The organism is Bradyrhizobium sp. CB3481 (genome assembly GCF_029714305.1).
Taxonomy (GTDB): Bacteria; Pseudomonadota; Alphaproteobacteria; order Rhizobiales; family Xanthobacteraceae; genus Bradyrhizobium.
Window position 1 is genome coordinate 3,227,774 of record NZ_CP121647.1, and the last position, 19,623, is coordinate 3,247,396.

The following is a 19,623-nucleotide window of genomic DNA, read 5'->3' on the forward strand; positions in this document are numbered from 1 at the left end:
TTGTGGGTGAATTGGGCAGCGCCGGTGCTGAACGTGATGTCCACGCCGCCAGCGTAGCAGTTCAGCAAGTCCCGTGCCATCGCGCCTGCGTTTTTTGCGGTGCAGCTAGGCGAGTGCCTGTGAGTGATCGAGAGTGCGTGCGTCATTCTCGCTGTCATTCCGGGATGGTCCGAAGGACCAGACCCGGAATCTCGAGATTCCGGGTTCGATGCTGCGCATCGCCCCGGAATGACGGCTTCGCCATCACTCCAGCGTCGCCAACAGCCCCGCCATCAGGCGGCCGCGCTCGGCGAGGCTGTCGACCTCGATATGCTCATTCAGCGTATGGGCGTCGGCGCCGCGGACCCCGAGCCCGTCGAGCGTTGGGATGCCCATCGCGCCGGTGAAATTGCCGTCGGACCCGCCGCCGGCGCTGCCATGGGGCAGTTCAAGGCCAAGCTGCGCGGCAATGCCGCGTGCCTTTTCGTATAAAGCCATGGTGCCGGCATCGGGTTCCCACACCGGGCGGGTCACGCCGCGCGTTACCGTGAAGGTCACGTCGTTGCTGGTGCCTGAGAGCGCCAGCATGCGCTCGACGCCGCGGTCGAGATCTTGCTGGCGCTTGGCCATGCTCAGCGCCTCGCCGGTGCAGGTGGTGGCGACGCAATTGACCCATTGGCCGCCGTGCACGATGCCGACCGAGAATGTGCAATCTTCGGTCGTCATGCCGTCGATCGCTATAATCTGGCGTGCGAATTCGCGGATCGCGGAGCGCCCCGAGGAGAGCGTCGCGCCGGCATGGCTCGGCTTGCCGACCGCTTCCAGATTGAAGCGCGCAATCGCGTAGCGCCCGGTGACGACGCCGTTGTTGGGCCGTCCAGGCTCCGGCACCAGCACATATTTGTTGCGTGCCGCTTCCGCCTCGATGATATCGCGGGTCGAGGGCGTGCCGACTTCCTCGTCCGGCGTGAACAGCACGGTGATCGGCAGCGGCGTGGTGAAGGCGGCGCGCGCCAGTTGCCGGATCGCCTCCAGCGACAGGTAGTTGCCGCCCTTCATGTCGAAGATGCCGGGGCCGAAGCATTTGTTGCCCTCGCGCCGCCATTGCAGCTTCTCGATGGTGCCGACGGGATGGACGGTATCCATGTGCCCGGCGATCAGGATGCCGGGCTCGCCTTGCCTTGGGTGAGGGAAGCGGGCGCGGACGCAGCCGGCAAAACCCTGGCGGCCGGCGATGCGCTCGATGGTCGCACCCATGATCGCCATGTCGCGGGCGGCGAGGTCGAGCATGCGCTCGACGGCGCTCTTGTCCCAGGTCGGGCTTTCGCATTCCACCCAGCTCCGCAATCCCTGCAACATGGCTTCGGAATCAAAGGGAAGATTGGCTGGGTTCATGGACTTCTCTCAGTTTTCTTATGTTGGTTAGCGAACGACCGGCGTCGCCCGCGGGCGGCTTACGAGAATGATCTCGGGCGCATTTGTAAAGTGAAAGATGAGCGCATGGGTGCACCGCATTGGGCAACGGCCACGCGATTAAGCCGATTGACGCGCCGCGTGCTTGGTGCAAGTCTCAAATAGTCAGGATTTACAGCGTGTTAGTTCGCCCAAATAACGAACCGCATGCATAATGAATCAGCGGACTTTGACCAGTTTCACGTCAGGAGAGATCGAATGTTCCCCATCATGCGCCGGAAACGTCCCACGATAGCATCGGCACTGTCTGCGCTCGCGTTGTCGGTGGCGCTGACATCGCTGGGCGCGATGTCGGAAGCCGTGGCGGCCGGCAAGAAGACCGTCACCGCCGTGATGCACTCCGACCTGCGCGTCATCGATCCCGGCTTCACCACCGCCTACATCACGCGCGACCATGGCTACATGGTCTACGACACGCTGCTGGCGACCGATTCCAGTTTCAAGATCCAGCCGCAGATGGCGGACTGGAAAGTCTCAGACGACAAGCTGACCTACACCTTCACCTTGCGCGATGGCCTGAAGTGGCATGACGGCGCGCCGGTGACGGCAGAGGATTGCGTCGCTTCGCTGAAGCGCTGGGGCCGCAACGACGCGATGGGCCAGAAGCTGATGGACTTCACCGCCAGCCTCGACGTCGTCGACGCCAAGACGTTTACGCTCAAGCTGAAGGAGCCCTATGGCCTGGTGCTGGAGTCCATCGGCAAGCCGTCGTCCTACACGCCGTTCATGATGCCGAAGCGGCTCGCGGAGACGCCGGCCGGCCAGCAGATCAAGGAGCAGATCGGCTCCGGTCCGTTCAAATTCGTTCAGGCGGAATTCCAGCCTGGCGTCAAAGCCGTCTATGAAAAGTTCGCCGATTATGTGCCGCGTAAGGAGCCGCCGAGCTGGACCGCGGGCGGCAAGGTGGTGAAGGTCGATCGTGTCGAATGGATCACGATGCCGGATGCGCAGACCGCGGTTAACGCGCTGCAATCGGGCGACATCGACTTCATGGAGAATTTGCCGTTCGATCTCTTGCCGGTGCTCGAGGCGAACCAGGACATCAAGATCGACGTCCTGAATAAGTTCGGCTTCCAGACCCTGGGCCGGATGAACTTCCTTTATCCGCCTTTCGACAACGTGAAGGTTCGACGCGCTGCCTTCCTGGCCATGAAGCAGAAAGATGTGCTCGATGCGCTGGTCGGCAATGAGAAGTATCAAAAGACCTGCGGTGCGATCTTCGTCTGTGGGACGCCGCTGGAGACCGATGTCGGTGGCGAGACCTTGGTCAAGGGCAACGCCATGGCGGAGGCGAAGAAGCTGCTCGCCGAGTCCGGCTATGACGGCACGCCTGTTGTCATCATGGCGCCCGGCGACGTCGTGACGCTGAAGGCGCAGCCGATCGTCGCGGCGCAGTTGCTTCGCGAAGCCGGCTTCAAGGTGGATCTGCAGGCCACCGACTGGCAGACCGTGGTCACCCGCCGCGCCAGCCAGAAGCCGCCGAAGGAAGGCGGCTGGAACATGTTCTTCACCAACTGGGTTGCGGCCGACGTCTCCAATCCCGTGGCCAACGCCTCGGTCGGCGGCCGTGGCAAGAACGGCGGCTGGTTCGGCTGGGCCGAAGACGCCAAGATCGAAGAGCTGCGCGACAAGTTTGCGCGTTCCGGTTCCGCGGACGAACAGAAGAAGATTGCCGCCGAACTCCAGAAGCGTGCCTATGAACAGGTGATCTACATCCCGCTCGGCCAGTACACGATCCCGAGCGGCTGGCGCAAATCGCTGACCGGCATCGTCGACGGCCCCGCGACCCCGGTGTTCTGGAACATCGACAAGAGCGAGTAGGGCGTAACAGCACTAAACCCTGATGATGTGAGGTTTGATTGCGACCACTGAGAAGGTGCGCTCCCTCTCCCGCTTGCGGGGGAGGGCTGGGGTGGGGTGTCTCCACGGAGAGACTGCCCAAGAGGAGAGAGCCCCCACCCGGCGCTTCGCGCCGACCTCCCCGCAAGCGGGAGAGGTGGGCGGGCCGGCTGCTAAAGCGATCTAACCAGAATCATCTTCAGGTCGAACGACAAACGCGACGGAGGTTTTGTCCTCCGTCGCGTTTCGCTATTCAGAAGCGCAAGTCAGCAATGACTATCTCGCTCTAGTTCCGGGCCGTCGCTCAGAAACGGCGGTTGAATCCGCGGCGCTTGCGATTGCTCCAAGTCCTCATCTTCGGGTAGTTCACGTCCGTCCGCGGCGGGCTTATCCAGGGCGTCTTCGGCCATTCGTCATGCTCCATTTTGTGCATGACAACATTTTCGAGTGCGTTGCGTTCCTCACGCCGGATGCGCCGCGATATGTTCCAGCAACAATTCGTTCACCCGCTCGGGCACCTGATCGGCCGCAAAATGCCCGACGTCAGGTAACACTTCGAAGCGGTAGGGCGCGGCGATGAAATCGACCGTGCCTTCGGCGGCGGTGCGGCCGACGGTGTCGTCGGCATCGCCCCAGATATAGAGCGTCGGCACGCGGATCGGGCCGAGCGGGCCGCGGATCGCCCCGCGCGCGCGATACCACGCGAGCGCCGCTTCCATCGCCTCCTTGTTGCCGAGCACGGCAAGGTGCCGCGCAATGGCTTCATGGGGAACGCCGTTGGCGGCGAGGCGCTCGCGCAGCCATCTGGCATCGTCCGCCAGCACGATATCGGCGGCATCCGGTTCCAGAAACGCCTTGTGGTGCCTCGAGCGCTGCGCCTGCTCGCGGTCGCTTGCCAGCGCGCGGTTGAAGGCGTTCGGGTGCGGCCGCGAAAGAATGGTGAGCGAAGCCAGCCGCGCATGATGGCGGTCGGCGATGCCCCAGGCGATGCTGCCGCCCCAGTCATGGCCGACGAGGTGAAAGCGCGCCTCGCCATAGCCGCAGGCCGCCGCGATCGCCATCGCGTCGTCCATCAGGCGGTCGATCAGGTAGTGCGAAAACTCGCGCGGATCGGGCCGGGCTCCCGGCGAATAGCCACGCTGGCTGGGCGCGATGGCGCGGTAGCCCATGTCGCCGAGCGCCGTGACCTGGGCGCGCCAGCAATGCATCGATTCCGCAAAACCGTGCAGCAGCAGCACCAGCGGCGCGCCGGGCGCGCCCGCGGTGATGGCGTCGAAGACGAGATGCGGCGCGATGGCGATTTTCTCGCTGACGGGCATGCGGCGATCCTGGAGGGACAATCGGGCCGATCCATGGTCGGCGCCATTTCAGGAGGGCCTATCGCATGTGCGGTCTTGTATGGGGTTGGGCGTCTCCACAAACTCGTCATGGCCGGGCTTGTCCCAGCCATCCACGATCTTTCTCGCGGCGCGAAGAACGTGGATGCCCGGGACCAGCCCGGGCATGACGATGCGGCAACACCCACGCACGCTCTCCAAGGCCATTATGCGATCACCCTGCCTATTTCGGCGGGGGGCCGCAATTGTGCAAGGCGGGAAAAGTGCTGTATTGGAGGCCGCTACCTGAGGCCCGAAGGGACGGAACGTTTGCATTATCTGAGGTCCATACTGTTCGATGCCGCCGTGGTGATCCTGACGGTGCTCGTTTCGCTGTCGGTGCCGTTCATGGCGCTGTTCAACGCGAGCAGCAAAACGGTTCGTGCCGTTTCCCAGGTATGGGTCAATGGCATCATGTTCCTGATGAAATACGTGATCGGGCTGGACTACCGCGTCGAGGGGCGCGAGCACGTCCCCGACGGCGCCTGCATCATCGCCTGCAATCATCAATCGCTGTGGGAGACGGCGGCGCTCTGCGCGATCTTTCCCGACGCCAGCATCGTCGCCAAGAAGGAGTTGCGGAAGCTGCCGCTGGTCGGCTGGTTCCTTGCGCGCTATCCGATGATCCTGGTCGATCGCTCGGCCGGCCGCCACGCGCTGCGCCAGATGGTCGACGAAGCAAGGCGCGCGGCCGGCGAGGGACGCAAAGTGCTGCTGTTTCCGCAAGGCACGCGCCAGGCGATCGATGAGCCGGTGAAATTCCACTCCGCCGGCATCTCCGCGCTCTACGCCAATCTCGAAGTGCCCGTGGTGCCGGCGGCGTGCAATTCGGGCCTGTTCTGGGGCAAGAAGACCCTGCTCATGCACTCAGGGACCATCACGCTATCCTTCCTGCCGCCGATCGCGCCCGGACTGCCGCGCAAGGAATTTCAGGAGAAGATGGAGCGGGCGATTGCGGAGGAGGCGAGCCGTTTGCTCACGGTGAGTGAGGCGAAGGTACGCTAGGATGTGGACTACTTGTCGCGGTAGTTTTCCTCTTTTTGCGATGGATGGAGTCTCGACAGGGTGAAAGCGAGGCCGCACGTTCTATGTCGGCTAGTAGCCCTCAGCCGAACTGGCTTTGAGCGGCCGAAAGGCCGCTCTCAGAGGAGAACCGGACCTGACGAGATGAGCGGCCGGACCGCCGCTTTTGACTCGAAGCAGAACTTCGATGCGTTGACTCAAACTCAAGAAGCGTGCCGAACAGCTTGCTCTGAACGAGCCGTTCGCGCCTGCTGATCTAACCACGGCAATTTCTGAGCTTCTCAACCAAATCCCGCCACCGCACGAATAATGCTCGCGTCAATTGAAAGTGCCCCTTCGCTGCATACGCTAGAGATAGAGGTATGACGCAAGATCAATCTCGACGGATCTGGAAACCGGGCGGATTGGCTTATTAGGTCTGGATCGCTGCTACACTATCCGGCACTGCCAGCCTATTAGAGGGATGATCCGCCACGCGCGGTGATCACCCGTTCACATACCCATTTACGTACGAACTAGATTGTAACTGCGCACGTACTTCAATCCGGTTGTGAGGGCTCAAGTCATGACGAAGCAATTTCCGAGGCGCATCATGACCGATGTGCTCGTCGTCTTAGTATCTGCAGTGATGATCACGATTGCAGCGGCATCTATGAGCGAGCCCATTGTGGCCGGCATCGCTGCTTCTATTCCGAGCCCATTCCATCTTGCGATGGAAAGGCCAATCGCAACCGCTGAATCGAGTACTCCGAAGCTGGCCCACGCGCGACCGAGATGCCGGCTTCGTGCCGCTCCTCTGCAATGGAACGTCGACTGGCTTTTCCGGCTGCCCACGGCTCCCGGTTAACGGTCCCTCTACAGAGACGAAGCAGCTCATCGCTGCCAAGATAAAATTTATGGGTGTGAGCGATTTCACACACGTAGCGTGATCTACCGATTAATTTTCGAGTGGTTTGCCAGGACGTCTACTAGTCGGGGAAGAGCGAAGTGATCGGCCTTCGATCGAAACATCGCAACTGACCCCTAACGGAATTCCGGAACCGCGCCCCGGACCGGATGACCGTCAGCACCTCGTCGGGTAGACGGGCTGCCTAAGCTCCCGAACGGGAACGGGTGCGCGCATGACCCGGAAGCTCGCCGCCATCATCGCCGCCGACGTTGTCAGCTACAGCCGGCTGATGGGTGTCGACGAGGCCGAGACCTTGGCGGCGCTCAAGACGCATCGACGAGATTTGATCGACCCGAACATTGCCGAGCATCAGGGCCGCATAGTCAAGACAACTGGGGATGGCCTTCTGATCGAATTCCCGAGCGTGATCGAAGCCGTCCAATGTGCGGTCGAGGTCCAGCGCGCGATGCAACAGCGTAATTCAGACGTGCCGGCGGACCATCGCATCGAGTTCCGCGTCGGCATCAATCTCGGGGACATCATCATTGACGGCGACGATATTTATGGCGATGGCGTTAACGTTGCGGCACGGCTCGAAGGCCTCGCCGAAGCTAATGGGATATGCGTAAGCAGAGTCGTACACGATCAGGTGCGCGACAAGCTGGGTCTGGGCTTCGAGGATCTAGGCGAACGGCAGCTCAAAAACATCGCCCGCCCGGTCCGCGTCTTCCGGATTGCAACCCCGGACGTCGGACCGCGGACGCAATCGGCAAACCCCGCACTCGCGATGCCGACCAAACCGTCGATTGCCGTATTGCCTTTCACCAACATGAGCGGGGATCCAGAACAGGACTACTTTGCCGATGGAATGGTCGAGGACATCATCACGGCGCTATCTCATTTCAAGGCACTGTTCGTCATCGCCCGCAACTCCAGCTTCACATACAAGGGGCGCGCCGTTGACATGAAGCTAGTCGGGCGTGAGCTAGGAGTGCGCTATGTGTTGGAAGGAAGCGTTCGCAAGGCCGCAAATCGGGTGCGCATCACGGGTCAGCTTGTCGACACCGCAACTGGTGCGCATCTTTGGGCGAACCGGTTTGATGGTGGGATCGGCGACATTTTCGATCTCCAGGACCAGGTGACGGAGAGCATTGTCGGAGCAATAGCGCCGGCGGTTGAAAAAGCCGAGATAGAGCGCGCCAGATGCAAGCCGACTGAGCGTCTCGACGCCTATGAACACTACTTGCGCGGTTTATCTAAGTCTTATCAAGATTCCAGTCAGCAGGCGTGCAGTGAAGCACTTCACCTATTTTACAGCGCGATCAAGCTCGACCCAGATTTTGCGACAGCCTACGCTCGTGCCGCCTTTTGCTATGCCAATGCCAAGGCCTTTGGCTGGCTTTCACTCACGCCGGAAAAGGTTGCCGAGGTATCGCGGCTCGCTCAGCGGGCGGTTGAGTTGGGTAGGGATGATGCGATCGCGCTCGCTGATAGCGGATGGGCATTGGCATATGTTGTTCGCGATCTCGATCGAGGCGCCGCTTTGATCGATCGCGCGCTTGCGCTTAATTCCAATGTGGCCGAGGCGTGGGATTGCGGTGGCTGGGTGAAGAATTGGCTCGGCGAGTACGAGCTAGCGATCGAGCGCTTCACGCGTGCCATACGCCTGAGCCCACTTGATCCGTGGATCGCACCGATGCGAGCTGGGACTGCGCATGCACATTTCTTTCTGAGTCGTTATGATGAAGCGGCATCGTGGGCGGCAATGGCGTTGCAGGACAATCCAAACTCCCAACCGCTACTTCGTATTGGCGCTGCGAGCAATGCGATGGCGGGACGGCTGGGTCAAGCGAAGAAGGCGATCGTGCGCCTGCGCCAACTCAATCCTACACTGCGGGTTTCCAACCTCAAAAGCGTGCTGGGACCTTATCGGCGTGCCGAAGACATCTCGCGATACGAAGAAGCATTGCGGCGTGCCGGGCTCCCCAAATGATGAGGAAGGAAGCCTTCCGGCTCTTTCGAGAGTTCGATTATTCGGAGGTTGCGATGTGCGCATCTTCCCCACACCGGATGGCGAGACGGGCCATAGAGAGGTGCGGCATTTCGGCCGGTGGTTCTATGTTGGTGATGGATGCATGGAATCGGTTCACATCTAGTCAACCCAAAGAGGAGCAGCGCTTGATTTTGATCACGCTGCCAGAGGGTCTCGACAGCCCGCCCAAATTCCAACTCTAGGAATTGCCGTCGAGTTGGTCGGATGAGCAATCGGATGTCCCAATTGGCCCATCTGCGACCTTGGAGAGTGTTCGCTCTGGGGCCGCTGTTAGAGTTGACCAGACTTCAGTCGGCCAGCCGCTTAATGAGTACATGTCTTATCTCGCGCGGCGCGCCGCGAGCCAGCCTGCGAACGGCGCGAGGAATGCCAGGCACCACGTGTACTGCGCAACCTCCGGCGCGACGACGGCGGCAGCCGTTCCCAGGACGAACACGATCACCGGAAACAGCGCCGTCGTCAGCAAGTGCGGATCCCTCCGACCCCCGAGCGCAAGCACCCACAGCACCGCATTCAGCGCGGCGATGGTGGTCAGATGAACCCCGTAGAGGACAGCCAGCACGCCATCGAGCCGATAGGTGCCGTAGAGTCCGTTCGTCACCGGCAGCAGGATGATCGAGAGCAGAAAAAACAGATTAAGAAACACCACGCCGCGGCCGCCCTCCGGCGCAACCGCGAGCCGCCGATGATGGCTGAACCAGAACATGCCGGCGACGATGAAGCTGATCATCAGCGCGATGACCGGCTGCGCATAGACGCGCATCAGGTCGTGCCAGTCCGGCGCCTCTTTGAAGCTGGATGCCTTGGGCAGGTCATAGGCGAGCAGCGTCATGGCAACGCCAAAGATGGTGTTGCTCAGCATCTCCAGCCGACGCATTTCGAACAGGCCGGTTTGCGGCAAGGTGGTCCCCCAGATTTTTCTTAATCGTCCGTCTCGAACCTCGGCATCATCCAGTATCAGCCCGTTGATGGCTGCGCGAGCCTGGGCTCGACCGGGTGCTGGTCTGAAAACCGCTGATGGGCCAATCCAGAGCCAGCGACGATACTATCTCACATTGCTTGTAATCTGGCTCACACGCTGTGCTTCGACACTCGTTTACGCTGATCGGTGCGACCATTCTGAGTATCCGCCACAACGCCGTAGGAGGACGAGATGGACGACCCAATCCTGTACTGGAATGCCGTTTCCCTCGAATGCAATCGGCGCGACCACACCGGGGTCATGGCGGCCCGCAACCAGCGCGGACCGACACTATCCTCCCGGGCGCTCGCCATCGTCCACATTGCTATGCACGATGCCTATGTGCTGACGCAAGCCGGTCTGGGCACGCCTGTCGCCAAGAACGATCCCTATCTCCCGCCCGCACAGCGTCCGGCTTTCTCTGCCGGGGTCAGCACGACGGCTACAGCCGCCGTTGCCGTGGCGGCGGCGGCATCGGTTACGTTGCTCAATCTTTATCCGAGCTTTACCGGTTTCATCAACGACGAGTACGCACGCTTCTCTTCGATGTGGGGTCCTGATGACGCCGGCCATCGCTTTGGCGCCGCTGTTGGTCAGGCGGTGCTTGCGTTGCGCCAGGGTGACGGCGCGCAGCCCGATCCTGACGACGCGATCCCGGATTACATGTATTCGGCCGGTCCTGGCCGGCATCGACCCGACCCGCTTAATCCAGGACAGGGATTCCTCGGACCACGCTATGGCTTTGTTCGCCCGTTCGCGATCAGCAGCTTCCATCCGCTTGCCCCTTATCCGCCCATCGGCAGTGCGGACTATGCGTTGCATCAGGCCCAGGTTTACACCAAAGGCGCCGCCGCCGCGTCAGCCGTCGTGGATCGGACGCCGCTCGAAACTTTGGTCGGCACGTATTGGGCCTATGACGGCGCAAAGGAGATCGGCACGCCACCCCGCCTGTACAATCAAATTGTCAGGTTGATTGCGGCGGCCAAGGGATTGTCTACCGAGCAGAATGCGCGGTTGTTCCTGCTCATCAACATCGCCATGGCGGACGCGGGCATCCTGGCCTGGTTCTACAAATACCTCTACGACCTCTGGCGGCCGGTCGTCGGCATCCGTGAGTACGATGCGAGCATGGGCCCCAGCGCCACAAAAGGCGGGATCATGTTCGACCCGGCTTGCGACCCGTTCTGGCGACCGCTCGGTGCGCCGAAGACCAACGTCATCGACGAGCGCATCCGCAGCTTTACGCCGCCGTTCCCGTCGTATCCCTCCGGTCATGCTACGTTCGGCGCGGCCGGCTTCCATGCGGCGCGCCTCTATCTCCAGTCAGTCGGTAAGGGCACGATCAATGCCGACGGCACGGACGACTTCACCTTTCAGTTCGTTTCGGATGAGATCAATGGCAAGAGCATCGATCCGGATGATACGGTGCGCGCGCGTCATATGCGTAGCTATGCGGGGTTGCACGAGGCAATCTTCGAGAATGCGCTTAGCCGCGTCTTCCTTGGCGTCCATTGGCGTTTCGATGGAACGACCGGCACTGACCCTGCATCGATGCTGGCAGCTACCGACAACATCGGCGGTGTTCCGCTGGGGCTCGCCATCGCCGCGGACATATTCGGCCAAGCTAACCTAAGGCCGTCGCCGTCCAGCGTGAAGCCGCCACCTTTCGACGCCACGCCCTGACACAGGAGGCGGGGAGTCTCAAAAGAGAAAATTCACCGAGGCATCTCTTTTGGTCCTGTCCGCATCCGATCGTCATCTGCGAATTGCGGCATCCGGTTTGGCGCACCGAATCGGCTGCCGCATCTATGCGCGCTGTGACCCTCGAATAGCGGTCCATTTCGCCGCGGATGAGCGCGGCGCTCCCTTGCCTCACCAGTCCGCCTTCGCCCTGCGGGCTTTCGGCGCGGCAGCCTTCGCGAGCGAAGGCTGGTGCGGGCGGTGGGACTCGAACCCACACGACGTTGCCATCGAGGGATTTTAAGTCCCTTGCGTCTACCAGTTCCGCCACGTCCGCTTTACTCAGGAGATCAGATACTTAGCGCCTTTATTGGAGAAGTAAAATCGGCATGTTCTCCGGCCATGCGCAGGCTTTGCTTTAAGCGAGGGCGGTTGCCAAAGCAAAGCCTCAATGCGGACACTTTGGCCCTGTTTTAGGCAATCTCAATACTATCCGCTTAGGCGAGGGTCGATGCCGATATCGCTGCTCCACGACAGGTCATTCAAAGGCTGCCTTGCCGCGCTGGCGCTGGTTGCGCTGGGGGCTGGCCTGTCCGGCTGCGCCGGGATGAGCGACACGATCGCCCCGGCCTTCGCCGATCCCGCCAAATACGATCTCTACGATTGCAAGCAGCTCGAGCCGGAGCGCAAGAAGCTTGCCGCACGTACGGCGGAATTGCAGGGGCTGATGACCAAGGCGGAAACCGGCGTCGCCGGTCCGATGGTCGCGGAGCTCGCCTACCGCAATGAATACATTGCGCTACGCGGACAGTCGAAGCTGGCCGATGAAGCCTGGCAGAAGAACAGGTGCGTGGAATCGGCGCCGGAGGCGCCGCCGACCGCTGCAACTCCGTCGGGCAAGGCCGGCCGTACGAAGGCGAAGCGGGCGGCGAATTAGACTTCGATGAGATGATGCCCGGTCCTTCGCCTGCAACATTAGCCCTTGACGGCTACTGTGCATGGGGTTGTTTTCGATATTTTTTGTTTTAGGCGGTCAACGGGGCCTCGGGCCGGACCCGATCTCATCCGTCGGAGCTGGAATTCCGCTCACACCCGCCAGTTGTAGATCCAATCCTGTCGCGCCAGCATGCGCGTAGGGCCCATCGCCTTGATGGCGAGGTCACGCGCCAGCGCCAGCGGGCCGGTGAGATGGTAGATGCGTCCCTGTTGCCACGCCGTGCGCTGCACCCGCTGCACGCGGCCGCGCCGCAAACGGCCGTAGTGCTCCAGTGCGGCCGTGATGCCGGCGGCAGTGCTGCCTGGGGCTTCGCTGAGGCATTTGGCAAGCACGGCGGCGTCCTCGATTGCCATGCCGGCGCCCTGGGCGGCGAACGGCAGCATCGCATGCGCGGCGTCGCCGAGCAGCGCGACTGCGCCGTCCGTCCATTTGCCGAGGTCGGGCAGGGTGAACAGGGCCCACCGCCGCCAGTCGTCGACGGCGCCGAGCAGCATGCGCGCCGTCGCAGGCCAGCCCGGGGAGGCGAATGCACCCTTGAGCTCGTTGGCCTCGCCGGGGGCGCTCCAGCCCGGCCGGTTCCAGGTTCCCGGCACGATCGCGACCACGTTGATCTGCCGCGCCGCCGAGATCGGGTAGGCGACCAGATGCGCATCCGGGCCCATCCAGAGCTGGACCCGCGGGGCGGTATATTCGCGCGGCAGCGTCGTCGCATCGAGGGTTCCGCGCCAGGCGATCAGGCCGGAAAATTGCGGCTGGACGTTTGGGAACAGGTGGTTTCGCACCGCTGACCAGATGCCGTCGGCGCCGACCAGTGCCGCCGCCAGCTCCTGCTGCCGTGTGTCACCGCGGCGCTGCACGACCGTCAACCCCTTGGCATGCGAGGTCACGTCCTCGAACTGGCAGCCGAGCCGCAGGTCGATGTCCGGATGGTCGCCGACCGCTGCGGCCAGCGCCGCCTGCAGGTCGGCCCGGTGCATCACCCAATAGGGCGCACCGGCGCGCTGGCCGGCGGCCTCGCCGAGCGGCACGCGCACGATCTCGCCGCCCGCCCGCGCGCTCATGACGTTGATGGCCTCGGGGGTTACGGCGCGCGGGGCGAGCCGCGCGCGCAGGCCGAGATCAACAAGGATTCGGCTGGCATTGGGCGAAAGTTGCAGACCGGCGCCGGCTTCCTCCAGCCGTTCGGTTTTCTCCAGGATGATGACGCGAAAGCCCTTCGCCGCGAGCGAAAGCGCTGCCGTCAGTCCCCCGATCCCGGCACCAGCAACGATGATGGTGCGCGCGGCAGCCACCGAAGGGTCAGGCGACCTTGTCCTTCAGGACGCATTCCGGAGGCCGGGCTTCGCCTGCGCCGAGGTCGGCGGCAAAGCGGTACAGCGTCGAGCAGTACGGGCAGATGATTTCGTTGTCGTTGCCGAGGTCCAGGAACACGTGCGGATGGTCGAACGGCGGGTTGGCGCCCACGCACATGAATTCCTGCGAGCCGATCTCGATTACCGAGACGCCGGCGTCGTTGTGGAAATGCGGGACGACATGGTCGGACATCAGTTTCACCTTGGATAGCAACGGTAGGCGGACGCAATCAACGCGATGCGGCAAACCCGAAACGCCGCGCACCATAGTGGGGGGTGCCGATGATTCCTAGAGCCGTTGGTGATCGATTCCTGGAGGTCCCCACCGCAACTTTGCTCATGCAAATTCGACACAATCTTGTCGTCGGAGAAAAGCCCTTCTTTCGTCGGGGCAGTTGTGTCTTAAAAACGGCACACCATCTTGAGATTGACGAAAACATTAGGCTTTTTTGGATGAGGCGATTGCGGCTCGGTTCGGCTCTGGCAGGGGTGGCACTCAGCGTGGCGGTGTGCGCGGCGCTGTGGCCGCATGCCCGCGAGGCCGGCGCCATCCTGGCGGCGCAGGACGACCCCGCGGTGCTGTCCGATATCCACATCAATTCCGCCCTGCGGAGCAATCAGGCACTGGTCGCCCAACATATCGAGGCCGCGCTCGCGGAAGGCGATGCCGATCTCGCGAGCAGCTTCGTCGAGCTCGCCCGTGACAAGGGCATTGCCGTCAGCGACGAATTGTCGAAGCGCGTCAGCGACGCCGTTACTGATGCCGGCTCGGCATCGCATTTCGCCAAGCGCTTTGCCACGGGTCTCGTAACCGGCAATGCCGATGACGTCGCGAGCCTGTCGGGCACGGTCGCCGGCGATCTCTTCGTGTTCGGCGACATCAGGGACGTCGTGCGCGAGGGCAAGCATCTGGCGACCGGTGAAGAGGTGGATCGGCTGGTGCTCGGTCTTGCGACAGTGGGACTTGCGGTCACCGCCGCGACCTACGTTTCCGTCGGCGGCTTTGGTCCGGTTCGCGCCGGCCTCTCGATGGTCAAGGATGCCCGCAAGGTCGGGCGGCTGGGCGAGGGGTTGACGCAGTGGGCCGGCCGCTCCGCGCGCGAGGTGGTCGATGCGCCCTTGTTGCAGCAGGCGGTTGCAAAGGGCTCGGTATTGCGGCCCGGTGAGACCGCCAGCGCGATCAAGGCGGCGTTCCGTGCCGAGAAGGCCGGTGCGCTGGTGCGGCTCGCAAAGGACGTCGGACGCGTCGGCGAGAAGGCCGGCACGCGCGGCGCGCTCGACACGCTGCGCATCGCGCAAGGGCCGAAGGATGTCGCCCGCGCCGCGCGGCTGGCCGAATCCAAGGGCGGCCAGACCCGCGCGATTCTCAAGGTGCTCGGCCGCGGCGCGCTACTGCTCGCCGCCGGCGCCTTCAATCTGACGATGTGGATCTTCGGTGCGCTGCTGGCGTTGTTTGGTTTCCTGTCATCGATCAAGGCGACGACCGAGCGGGCCACCGAAGCCTGGCTGCGTCGAAGCAAGGCGCGCCGGTTACGAAGGCAGGCAGCGGCGGCACCCTTGCCGTCGGACCCGGCTCTGGTAGGCGCTGCCCTGCAGGGCTAAACTTGCAGCATCGCAAGCCCGCTTCTTTCGATCCCCCAAAAATGGAACTGATGATGCCGAGCTTTCACAACGGCGCTGTCGAAATTGCCTATCTCGATGAGGGGGAGGGCGATCCGATCGTCCTGGTGCACGGCTTTGCCTCCAGCAAGAACGTGAACTGGGTCTATCCGACCTGGGTTTCCGATCTGAGAAAGGACGGCCGCCGCGTCATCGCGCTCGACAATCGCGGCCACGGCGACTCGGAAAAGCTGTACGACATCGCCGACTATGAAATCGCGATCATGGCAGGCGATGTCATCGCGCTGCTCGATCATCTCGGCATCGAGCGCGCCGATATCATGGGCTATTCGCTGGGCTCGCGGATGACGGCGATACTGGCGCGCGAACAGCCACAGCGGCTGCGCTCGGCGATTTTCGGCGGCATCGGGATCGGGCTGATCGAAGGCGGCGGGCCCGGCGAGAGCGTGGCACTGGCGCTGGAGGCGCCGTCGCTTGAGGACGTCACCGATCCGGTGGGGCGGACTTTTCGCGCCTTTGCCGACCAGACCCGCTCCGACCGCCGCGCGCTGGCCGCCTGCCTGCGCGGCTCACGGCGGCTGATGACGGCGGAAGAGGCCGCCGCGATCGACGTACCGGTGCTGATCGCAGTCGGCACCAAGGATGAGATCGCGGGCTCAGCCGCGGCGCTCGGGGAAATCATTCCGGGCGCCGAGGTGCTCGACATTCCGAACCGCGACCACATGCGCGCGGTCGGGGACAAGGTCTACAAGGCCGGCGTCACCGACTTCCTGTCGCGCCGGCAATGAACGGTCGCGCGACGCGGCTTCGCCGGTGACGAGCCTGACGGCCGCGATCAGCACTACCGTGGTCGTCAGCCACGCCATCCGCGCGCCATAGCGATCGTGCGGGCCGGATATCACGGCACAGATGAACGCATTGCCGAGCACGGCTGATGTGATCGTGCCGGCGAGCAGCGTGAGATCGTCGAGCGGCCGGCGCAGCGTGCCATGGCCGAACAGAACAGCGGCCAGGAGCAGTGATGCCAGTGCGACGGGAATGTGGACCCCGTTGATCGCGGTGAAGTCGAACCGCCAGCGCTGCTGTTGTGCCGCGCGCATCGGCTTCACTTGCGCAGGCAGAAAACGTTCGATGATGCCGTAGGTATGGCCGAGCCAGACGCCGACGCCTTCGCCGGTGCCGACCTGCATCAATTGTTGCGCGGTGCCCGTCAGCGCCGCCTTGGCCTGCCAGGCCGGATATTCGGCCAGCGAATGCAGGACGATCTGGCTCATCTCGTCGCTCATGCCCTGAAAGCGGCCGAGCGTGTTGAACATGCTGTTGCCCCACAGGAACTGATCGGCGGTGGCGGGAAGCTGGTCGCGATAGGGGCAGAGTTTGAATCGCTGCGCCTGACAATGATCGCGCAAATATTGCGCGACGATGCCATCCTGCAGCATCCGGCCGAACGCGACGCCGTAACCGCCGGGCGTCCACGCCAGTTTTCCGGACAACGCAAAATTGGTCGACAGCAACAGCACGGCGCCGGCAACGATGGTGAGGCAGCCCTGCGTCAAGCCGGAAACGGAAATTCGCCCGCGCAGAAAAGGGCGCATGATCCAGCCGACGCAGCACAGCCCGAGCAGAACCCCGAGCGTCGCGCTATGCGATGCGGCGGCAAAGGCAGTGAAGCCGAACAACAGGCATTTTTCCGGGATTGAGGTCCGCTTGTCCTGCGCGATCAAGATATAGAGCGCCAGTACGGCAAGGCCGGCAAAAATGTCGGTGAAGAGCGTGCTGACCAGCCAGGGCAGCGAGGTGGTCAACGCCAGTGCGAGGCTCATGGCGAGCAGCCGCAACGGCTGTAGCATGCCGAGCACGCGCAGCAGGAGCTGCAGGATCCACAGCGTCGCCAGCGCCTGGATGCCGAGATTGATCCAGAAGCTCGAATCCTCGCCGAAATGAAGATAGAGCCCGAACGTCGTCGAGCGGCTCGGCACCAGATAGCCCTCATACCAGCGGGCCAAATAGCCGCCGGTATCCCACTGGAGCAGGGGGTAGCCATTCCATAGCGCGGGGGCCAGCAACATCAATGGAATGGCGATGGTCGCGATCCAGGCCGACCGCGAAGCCGCGGCGGTCCGCGCCTGCAATATCTGCGTGCTGATCTGACTTTCCCCCATCAGGTCCCAGCATCCGGGAATGGCTGGCCGGCCGAAATTGACCAATAGTCGGACATGATCCGGCTTGATTTCCGGAATTGATTGACCACCTTGAACTAGCCCGAATGGCGTTCGGCAGCGGTTTACTTTGCCGAGGCCCGCCCGGGACAGAAGCCCGGCCGCCGTGCTATCATATCGGTCAACCGAACGAATTTGCGAGAGCCATCATGGCAGTGCATCAGGTCAATCCGCAAGCATCGAAGCTCGCCGCGCTCGATCCGATCTGGGACCGGATCCGTGGCGAGGCGGAGGACATCGTCCGCCGCGAGCCCGAGCTTGCTTCCTTCATCTATTCGACCGTGCTGCACCACGACCGCCTCGAAGATTCGGTGGTGCATCGTCTCGCTGAGCGGCTCGATCATTCGGCGCTGTCGGGCGATCTGATCCGCCAGACCTATGACGAGGCGCTGCGCGACGAGCCCGATCTCGGCAACGCGTTCCGCGCCGATCTGGTCGCGGTCTACGACCGCGATCCCGCAACCTCGCGCTTCATCGATCCCTTGCTCTACTTCAAGGGATTTCACGCGCTGCAGACCCATCGTCTGGCGTACTGGCTCTATCAAAAGGGCCGCAAGGATTTTGCCTATTACCTGCAGAGCCGTTCGTCGGCGGTGTTTCAGACCGACATCAATCCCGCCGCCAGGATCGGGCGCGGTATTTTCCTAGATCACGCGACCGGTTTCGTCTGCGGTGAGACCGCTGTCATCGACGACGACGTTTCGATTCTGCACGGCGTCACGCTCGGCGGTACCGGCAAGGAGAACGAAGACCGTCATCCGAAGATCAGGCGCGGCGTGCTGATCGGGGCGGGCGCGAAGATTCTCGGCAATATCGAGATCGGCCACTGCGCGCGCATTGCCGCGGGTTCGGTGGTGGTCAAGCCGGTGCCGCATAACGTCACGGTGGCCGGCGTTCCCGCCAAGATCGTGGGCGAAGCCGGCTGTGCGGAGCCGTCGCGCACGATGGATCAGATGCTCGGCGCCATCGGGCTTTGATTTTCCACGCTTTCTCCCAGCCGTATTTGTGAACTTACGGCTGGTAGTCTGTGTCGTCTCGTCCTAAAAACCTCCCGGAAATTCAGTGAATCCGATGGAGACCGCCGTGGACGTTCAGGAAGTCAGGAAGCTCGACGCATATCTCAAGCGCGTATTCGGCAATCCCAAGATCCGTGTCGTGCCGCGGCCGAAAAAGGACGACTCCGCGGAAGTCTATATCGGCGAGGAGTTCGTCGGCGTGCTGTTCGTCGATGACGAGGACGACGATCGCTCGTTCCAGTTTCAGATGGCGATCCTCGAGGAGGATCTGGCCGACATCGGCTGAGGCTGCACATTCGCGCCTAGCGCAAGCGTCGTAGGGTGGGCAAAGGCGCGAGCGCCGTGCCCACCATTTTTCTATCGCATGGCTGCGTGATTGGTGAGCACGCTCCGCTCTGCCCACCCTACATCCGATGCTAGGCGTCCACTATCCCCTTGGCCCGCGCATCTGCGCCGTCAGGCGGTCCATCGCATTTGCGACGTCGCGCCATTGCGACAGCCAGCTCCGGGGAAAGCGGAACGTCAGGTCGGCGCCGTCGACGCGGCGCTCGCTCAGGCACATGCCGGGCGTCAGGCCGTCGCGGGTGCAGCGTGCGTTGAACCCGGGCGCGGCGGCGGAAAACAGATCCTCGTTGGCATAAGGCGAGCCGTCGCGAAAGGCGCGCATCGTCAATCCGTCATTGATCGGCGTCGCTGCCTGATCGAGGTAACGCGGATAGATCGTGCGGACCCGCATATCCGGCGCCAGCAGCGCATCGTGGTGAGCCGATATCGAGACGAAGATTCGGTCGATCGGCTGTACCTTGTCCTCGATCGTGTCGGCGCTGACGTGCTTTGGCGCATCCGGCGCTTCAAGCGACGGGAAAACAAAGCCGAGGTCGACGCGTTCCTGCGGACCTGAATGGCGCTGGATCTTGCGACGGATCGCAGACGTCGGCACGTTGAAGAGCGTAGCGCCGACGCTGACCGGCAGCCGGTCCGGACCGCCGGCCGGACGCGCAACCCAGGTCGGCCACAACAAATAGGCGACCAGCGCAATGGCGCCCGCGGCGATGGTCACCGCAACCATGATCAGGATCATGTGCGAGCGCGGGTCCCTGCGGGTGTCGCGGGCGAGGTGCTGGGCCGTCGAAAGCAGGGTCATGA

The 19,623-nt window shown here is 62.8% G+C and carries 15 protein-coding genes, 1 tRNA gene and 1 pseudogene; 9 read left to right on the forward strand and 8 right to left on the reverse strand.

The features are described 5' to 3' along the window. Positions 1-243: 243 nt before the first annotated feature. Positions 244-1,374 (reverse strand): M20/M25/M40 family metallo-hydrolase, encoded by a 1,131-nt coding sequence (locus QA643_RS15515; protein WP_283033994.1) that lies wholly within the window; start codon positions 1,372-1,374, stop codon positions 244-246. Between the two features lie 276 nt (positions 1,375-1,650). On the opposite strand from QA643_RS15515, the gene QA643_RS15520 reads away from it, so the two are divergent. After that, positions 1,651-3,273, forward strand: a complete 1,623-nt coding sequence (locus QA643_RS15520) for an ABC transporter substrate-binding protein (RefSeq protein WP_283033995.1) — start codon at positions 1,651-1,653, stop codon at positions 3,271-3,273. A 479-nt stretch (positions 3,274-3,752) separates the two neighbouring features. On the opposite strand, the gene QA643_RS15525 is transcribed toward QA643_RS15520, so the two are convergent. Further along, positions 3,753-4,610, reverse strand: coding sequence for an alpha/beta hydrolase (locus QA643_RS15525; protein ID WP_283033996.1), 858 nt, complete (start codon positions 4,608-4,610; stop codon positions 3,753-3,755). On the opposite strand from QA643_RS15525, the gene QA643_RS15530 reads away from it, so the two are divergent. Both QA643_RS15530 and QA643_RS15535 read left to right on the forward strand, forming a co-directional pair. Next, positions 4,575-5,672: a lysophospholipid acyltransferase family protein gene (locus tag QA643_RS15530; protein WP_283033997.1), complete on the forward strand. Its 1,098-nt coding sequence runs from the start codon at positions 4,575-4,577 to the stop codon at positions 5,670-5,672. The two genes, QA643_RS15525 and QA643_RS15530, sit on opposite strands and share 36 nt — an antisense overlap. Positions 5,673-6,811: 1,139 nt before the next feature. Further along, complete coding sequence (locus tag QA643_RS15535) at positions 6,812-8,572, forward strand: adenylate/guanylate cyclase domain-containing protein (RefSeq protein WP_283033998.1); 1,761 nt, start codon at positions 6,812-6,814, stop codon at positions 8,570-8,572. Between the two features lie 379 nt (positions 8,573-8,951). Here the strand turns inward: QA643_RS15535 and QA643_RS15540 are convergent, their stop codons facing one another. Further along, the gene (locus QA643_RS15540) at positions 8,952-9,509 is read right to left on the reverse strand and encodes a TMEM175 family protein (protein WP_283034814.1); all 558 of its coding nucleotides are present in this window, start codon (positions 9,507-9,509) and stop codon (positions 8,952-8,954) included. 276 nt (positions 9,510-9,785) lie between these two features. Here QA643_RS15540 and QA643_RS15545 point away from each other — a divergent pair, with 276 nt between their 5' ends. Then, entirely contained in the window at positions 9,786-11,276 is a 1,491-nt protein-coding gene (locus QA643_RS15545; RefSeq protein ID WP_283033999.1) for a vanadium-dependent haloperoxidase, read from the forward strand. A 247-nt stretch (positions 11,277-11,523) separates the two neighbouring features. On the opposite strand, the gene QA643_RS15550 is transcribed toward QA643_RS15545, so the two are convergent. Beyond that, positions 11,524-11,610: transfer RNA gene (locus QA643_RS15550), tRNA-Leu, on the reverse strand. Positions 11,611-11,784: 174 nt separating this feature from the next. On the opposite strand from QA643_RS15550, the gene QA643_RS15555 reads away from it, so the two are divergent. Next, positions 11,785-12,210: a twin-arginine translocation pathway signal gene (locus QA643_RS15555; protein WP_283034000.1), complete on the forward strand. Its 426-nt coding sequence runs from the start codon at positions 11,785-11,787 to the stop codon at positions 12,208-12,210. Between the two features lie 149 nt (positions 12,211-12,359). Here the strand turns inward: QA643_RS15555 and QA643_RS15560 are convergent, their stop codons facing one another. Continuing rightward, positions 12,360-13,562 carry an FAD-dependent monooxygenase gene (locus QA643_RS15560; protein WP_283034001.1) on the reverse strand — a complete coding sequence of 401 codons (1,203 nt, stop codon included), beginning with the start codon at positions 13,560-13,562 and terminating at the stop codon, positions 12,360-12,362. A gap of 7 nt (positions 13,563-13,569) precedes the next feature. Further along, complete coding sequence (locus QA643_RS15565) at positions 13,570-13,815, reverse strand: zinc-finger domain-containing protein (protein ID WP_057852504.1); 246 nt, start codon at positions 13,813-13,815, stop codon at positions 13,570-13,572. Positions 13,816-14,075: 260 nt separating this feature from the next. Between QA643_RS15565 and QA643_RS15570 the strand changes: the two genes are divergently transcribed. Together QA643_RS15570 and QA643_RS15575 are read left to right on the forward strand one after the other, a co-directional pair. Continuing rightward, a complete protein-coding gene (locus QA643_RS15570) occupies positions 14,076-15,224 on the forward strand; it encodes a hypothetical protein (protein WP_283034002.1) in 1,149 nt (382 codons plus the stop codon). Between the two features lie 53 nt (positions 15,225-15,277). Further along, positions 15,278-16,030: an alpha/beta fold hydrolase gene (locus QA643_RS15575; RefSeq protein ID WP_349253287.1), complete on the forward strand. Its 753-nt coding sequence runs from the start codon at positions 15,278-15,280 to the stop codon at positions 16,028-16,030. Positions 16,031-16,072: 42 nt separating this feature from the next. Here the strand turns inward: QA643_RS15575 and QA643_RS15580 are convergent. Next, a pseudogene (locus tag QA643_RS15580) lies at positions 16,073-17,404 on the reverse strand (hypothetical protein); the annotation flags it as partial. Positions 17,405-17,610: 206 nt separating this feature from the next. On the opposite strand from QA643_RS15580, the gene cysE reads away from it, so the two are divergent. Then, positions 17,611-18,438 (forward strand): serine O-acetyltransferase, encoded by an 828-nt coding sequence (cysE, locus tag QA643_RS15585; RefSeq protein WP_283034004.1) that lies wholly within the window; start codon positions 17,611-17,613, stop codon positions 18,436-18,438. A gap of 106 nt (positions 18,439-18,544) precedes the next feature. Further along, on the forward strand, positions 18,545-18,763 hold the full coding sequence (locus tag QA643_RS15590) for a DUF3126 family protein (protein ID WP_171709115.1): 219 nt from the start codon (positions 18,545-18,547) through the stop codon (positions 18,761-18,763). Between the two features lie 141 nt (positions 18,764-18,904). Here QA643_RS15590 and QA643_RS15595 read toward each other — a convergent pair whose 3' ends face one another. Beyond that, positions 18,905-19,621, reverse strand: coding sequence for a hypothetical protein (locus QA643_RS15595; protein WP_283034005.1), 717 nt, complete (start codon positions 19,619-19,621; stop codon positions 18,905-18,907). Between the last annotated feature and the right edge of the window lie 2 nt (positions 19,622-19,623).

Coding starts and splice junctions, on each gene's coding strand:
- QA643_RS15515 (WP_283033994.1), bottom strand. CDS start 1,374: ATGAACCCAGCCAATCTTCCCTTTGATTCCGAAGCCATGTTGCAGGGA.
- QA643_RS15520 (WP_283033995.1), top strand. CDS start 1,651: ATGTTCCCCATCATGCGCCGGAAACGTCCCACGATAGCATCGGCACTG.
- QA643_RS15535 (WP_283033998.1), top strand. CDS start 6,812: ATGACCCGGAAGCTCGCCGCCATCATCGCCGCCGACGTTGTCAGCTAC.
- QA643_RS15595 (WP_283034005.1), bottom strand. CDS start 19,621: ATGACCCTGCTTTCGACGGCCCAGCACCTCGCCCGCGACACCCGCAGG.
- QA643_RS15540 (WP_283034814.1), bottom strand. CDS start 9,509: ATGCGTCGGCTGGAGATGCTGAGCAACACCATCTTTGGCGTTGCCATG.
- QA643_RS15530 (WP_283033997.1), top strand. CDS start 4,575: ATGCGGCGCGATGGCGATTTTCTCGCTGACGGGCATGCGGCGATCCTG.
- QA643_RS15545 (WP_283033999.1), top strand. CDS start 9,786: ATGGACGACCCAATCCTGTACTGGAATGCCGTTTCCCTCGAATGCAAT.
- QA643_RS15565 (WP_057852504.1), bottom strand. CDS start 13,815: ATGTCCGACCATGTCGTCCCGCATTTCCACAACGACGCCGGCGTCTCG.
- QA643_RS15575 (WP_349253287.1), top strand. CDS start 15,278: ATGCCGAGCTTTCACAACGGCGCTGTCGAAATTGCCTATCTCGATGAG.
- QA643_RS15555 (WP_283034000.1), top strand. CDS start 11,785: ATGCCGATATCGCTGCTCCACGACAGGTCATTCAAAGGCTGCCTTGCC.
- QA643_RS15570 (WP_283034002.1), top strand. CDS start 14,076: ATGAGGCGATTGCGGCTCGGTTCGGCTCTGGCAGGGGTGGCACTCAGC.
- cysE (WP_283034004.1), top strand. CDS start 17,611: ATGGCAGTGCATCAGGTCAATCCGCAAGCATCGAAGCTCGCCGCGCTC.
- QA643_RS15525 (WP_283033996.1), bottom strand. CDS start 4,610: ATGCCCGTCAGCGAGAAAATCGCCATCGCGCCGCATCTCGTCTTCGAC.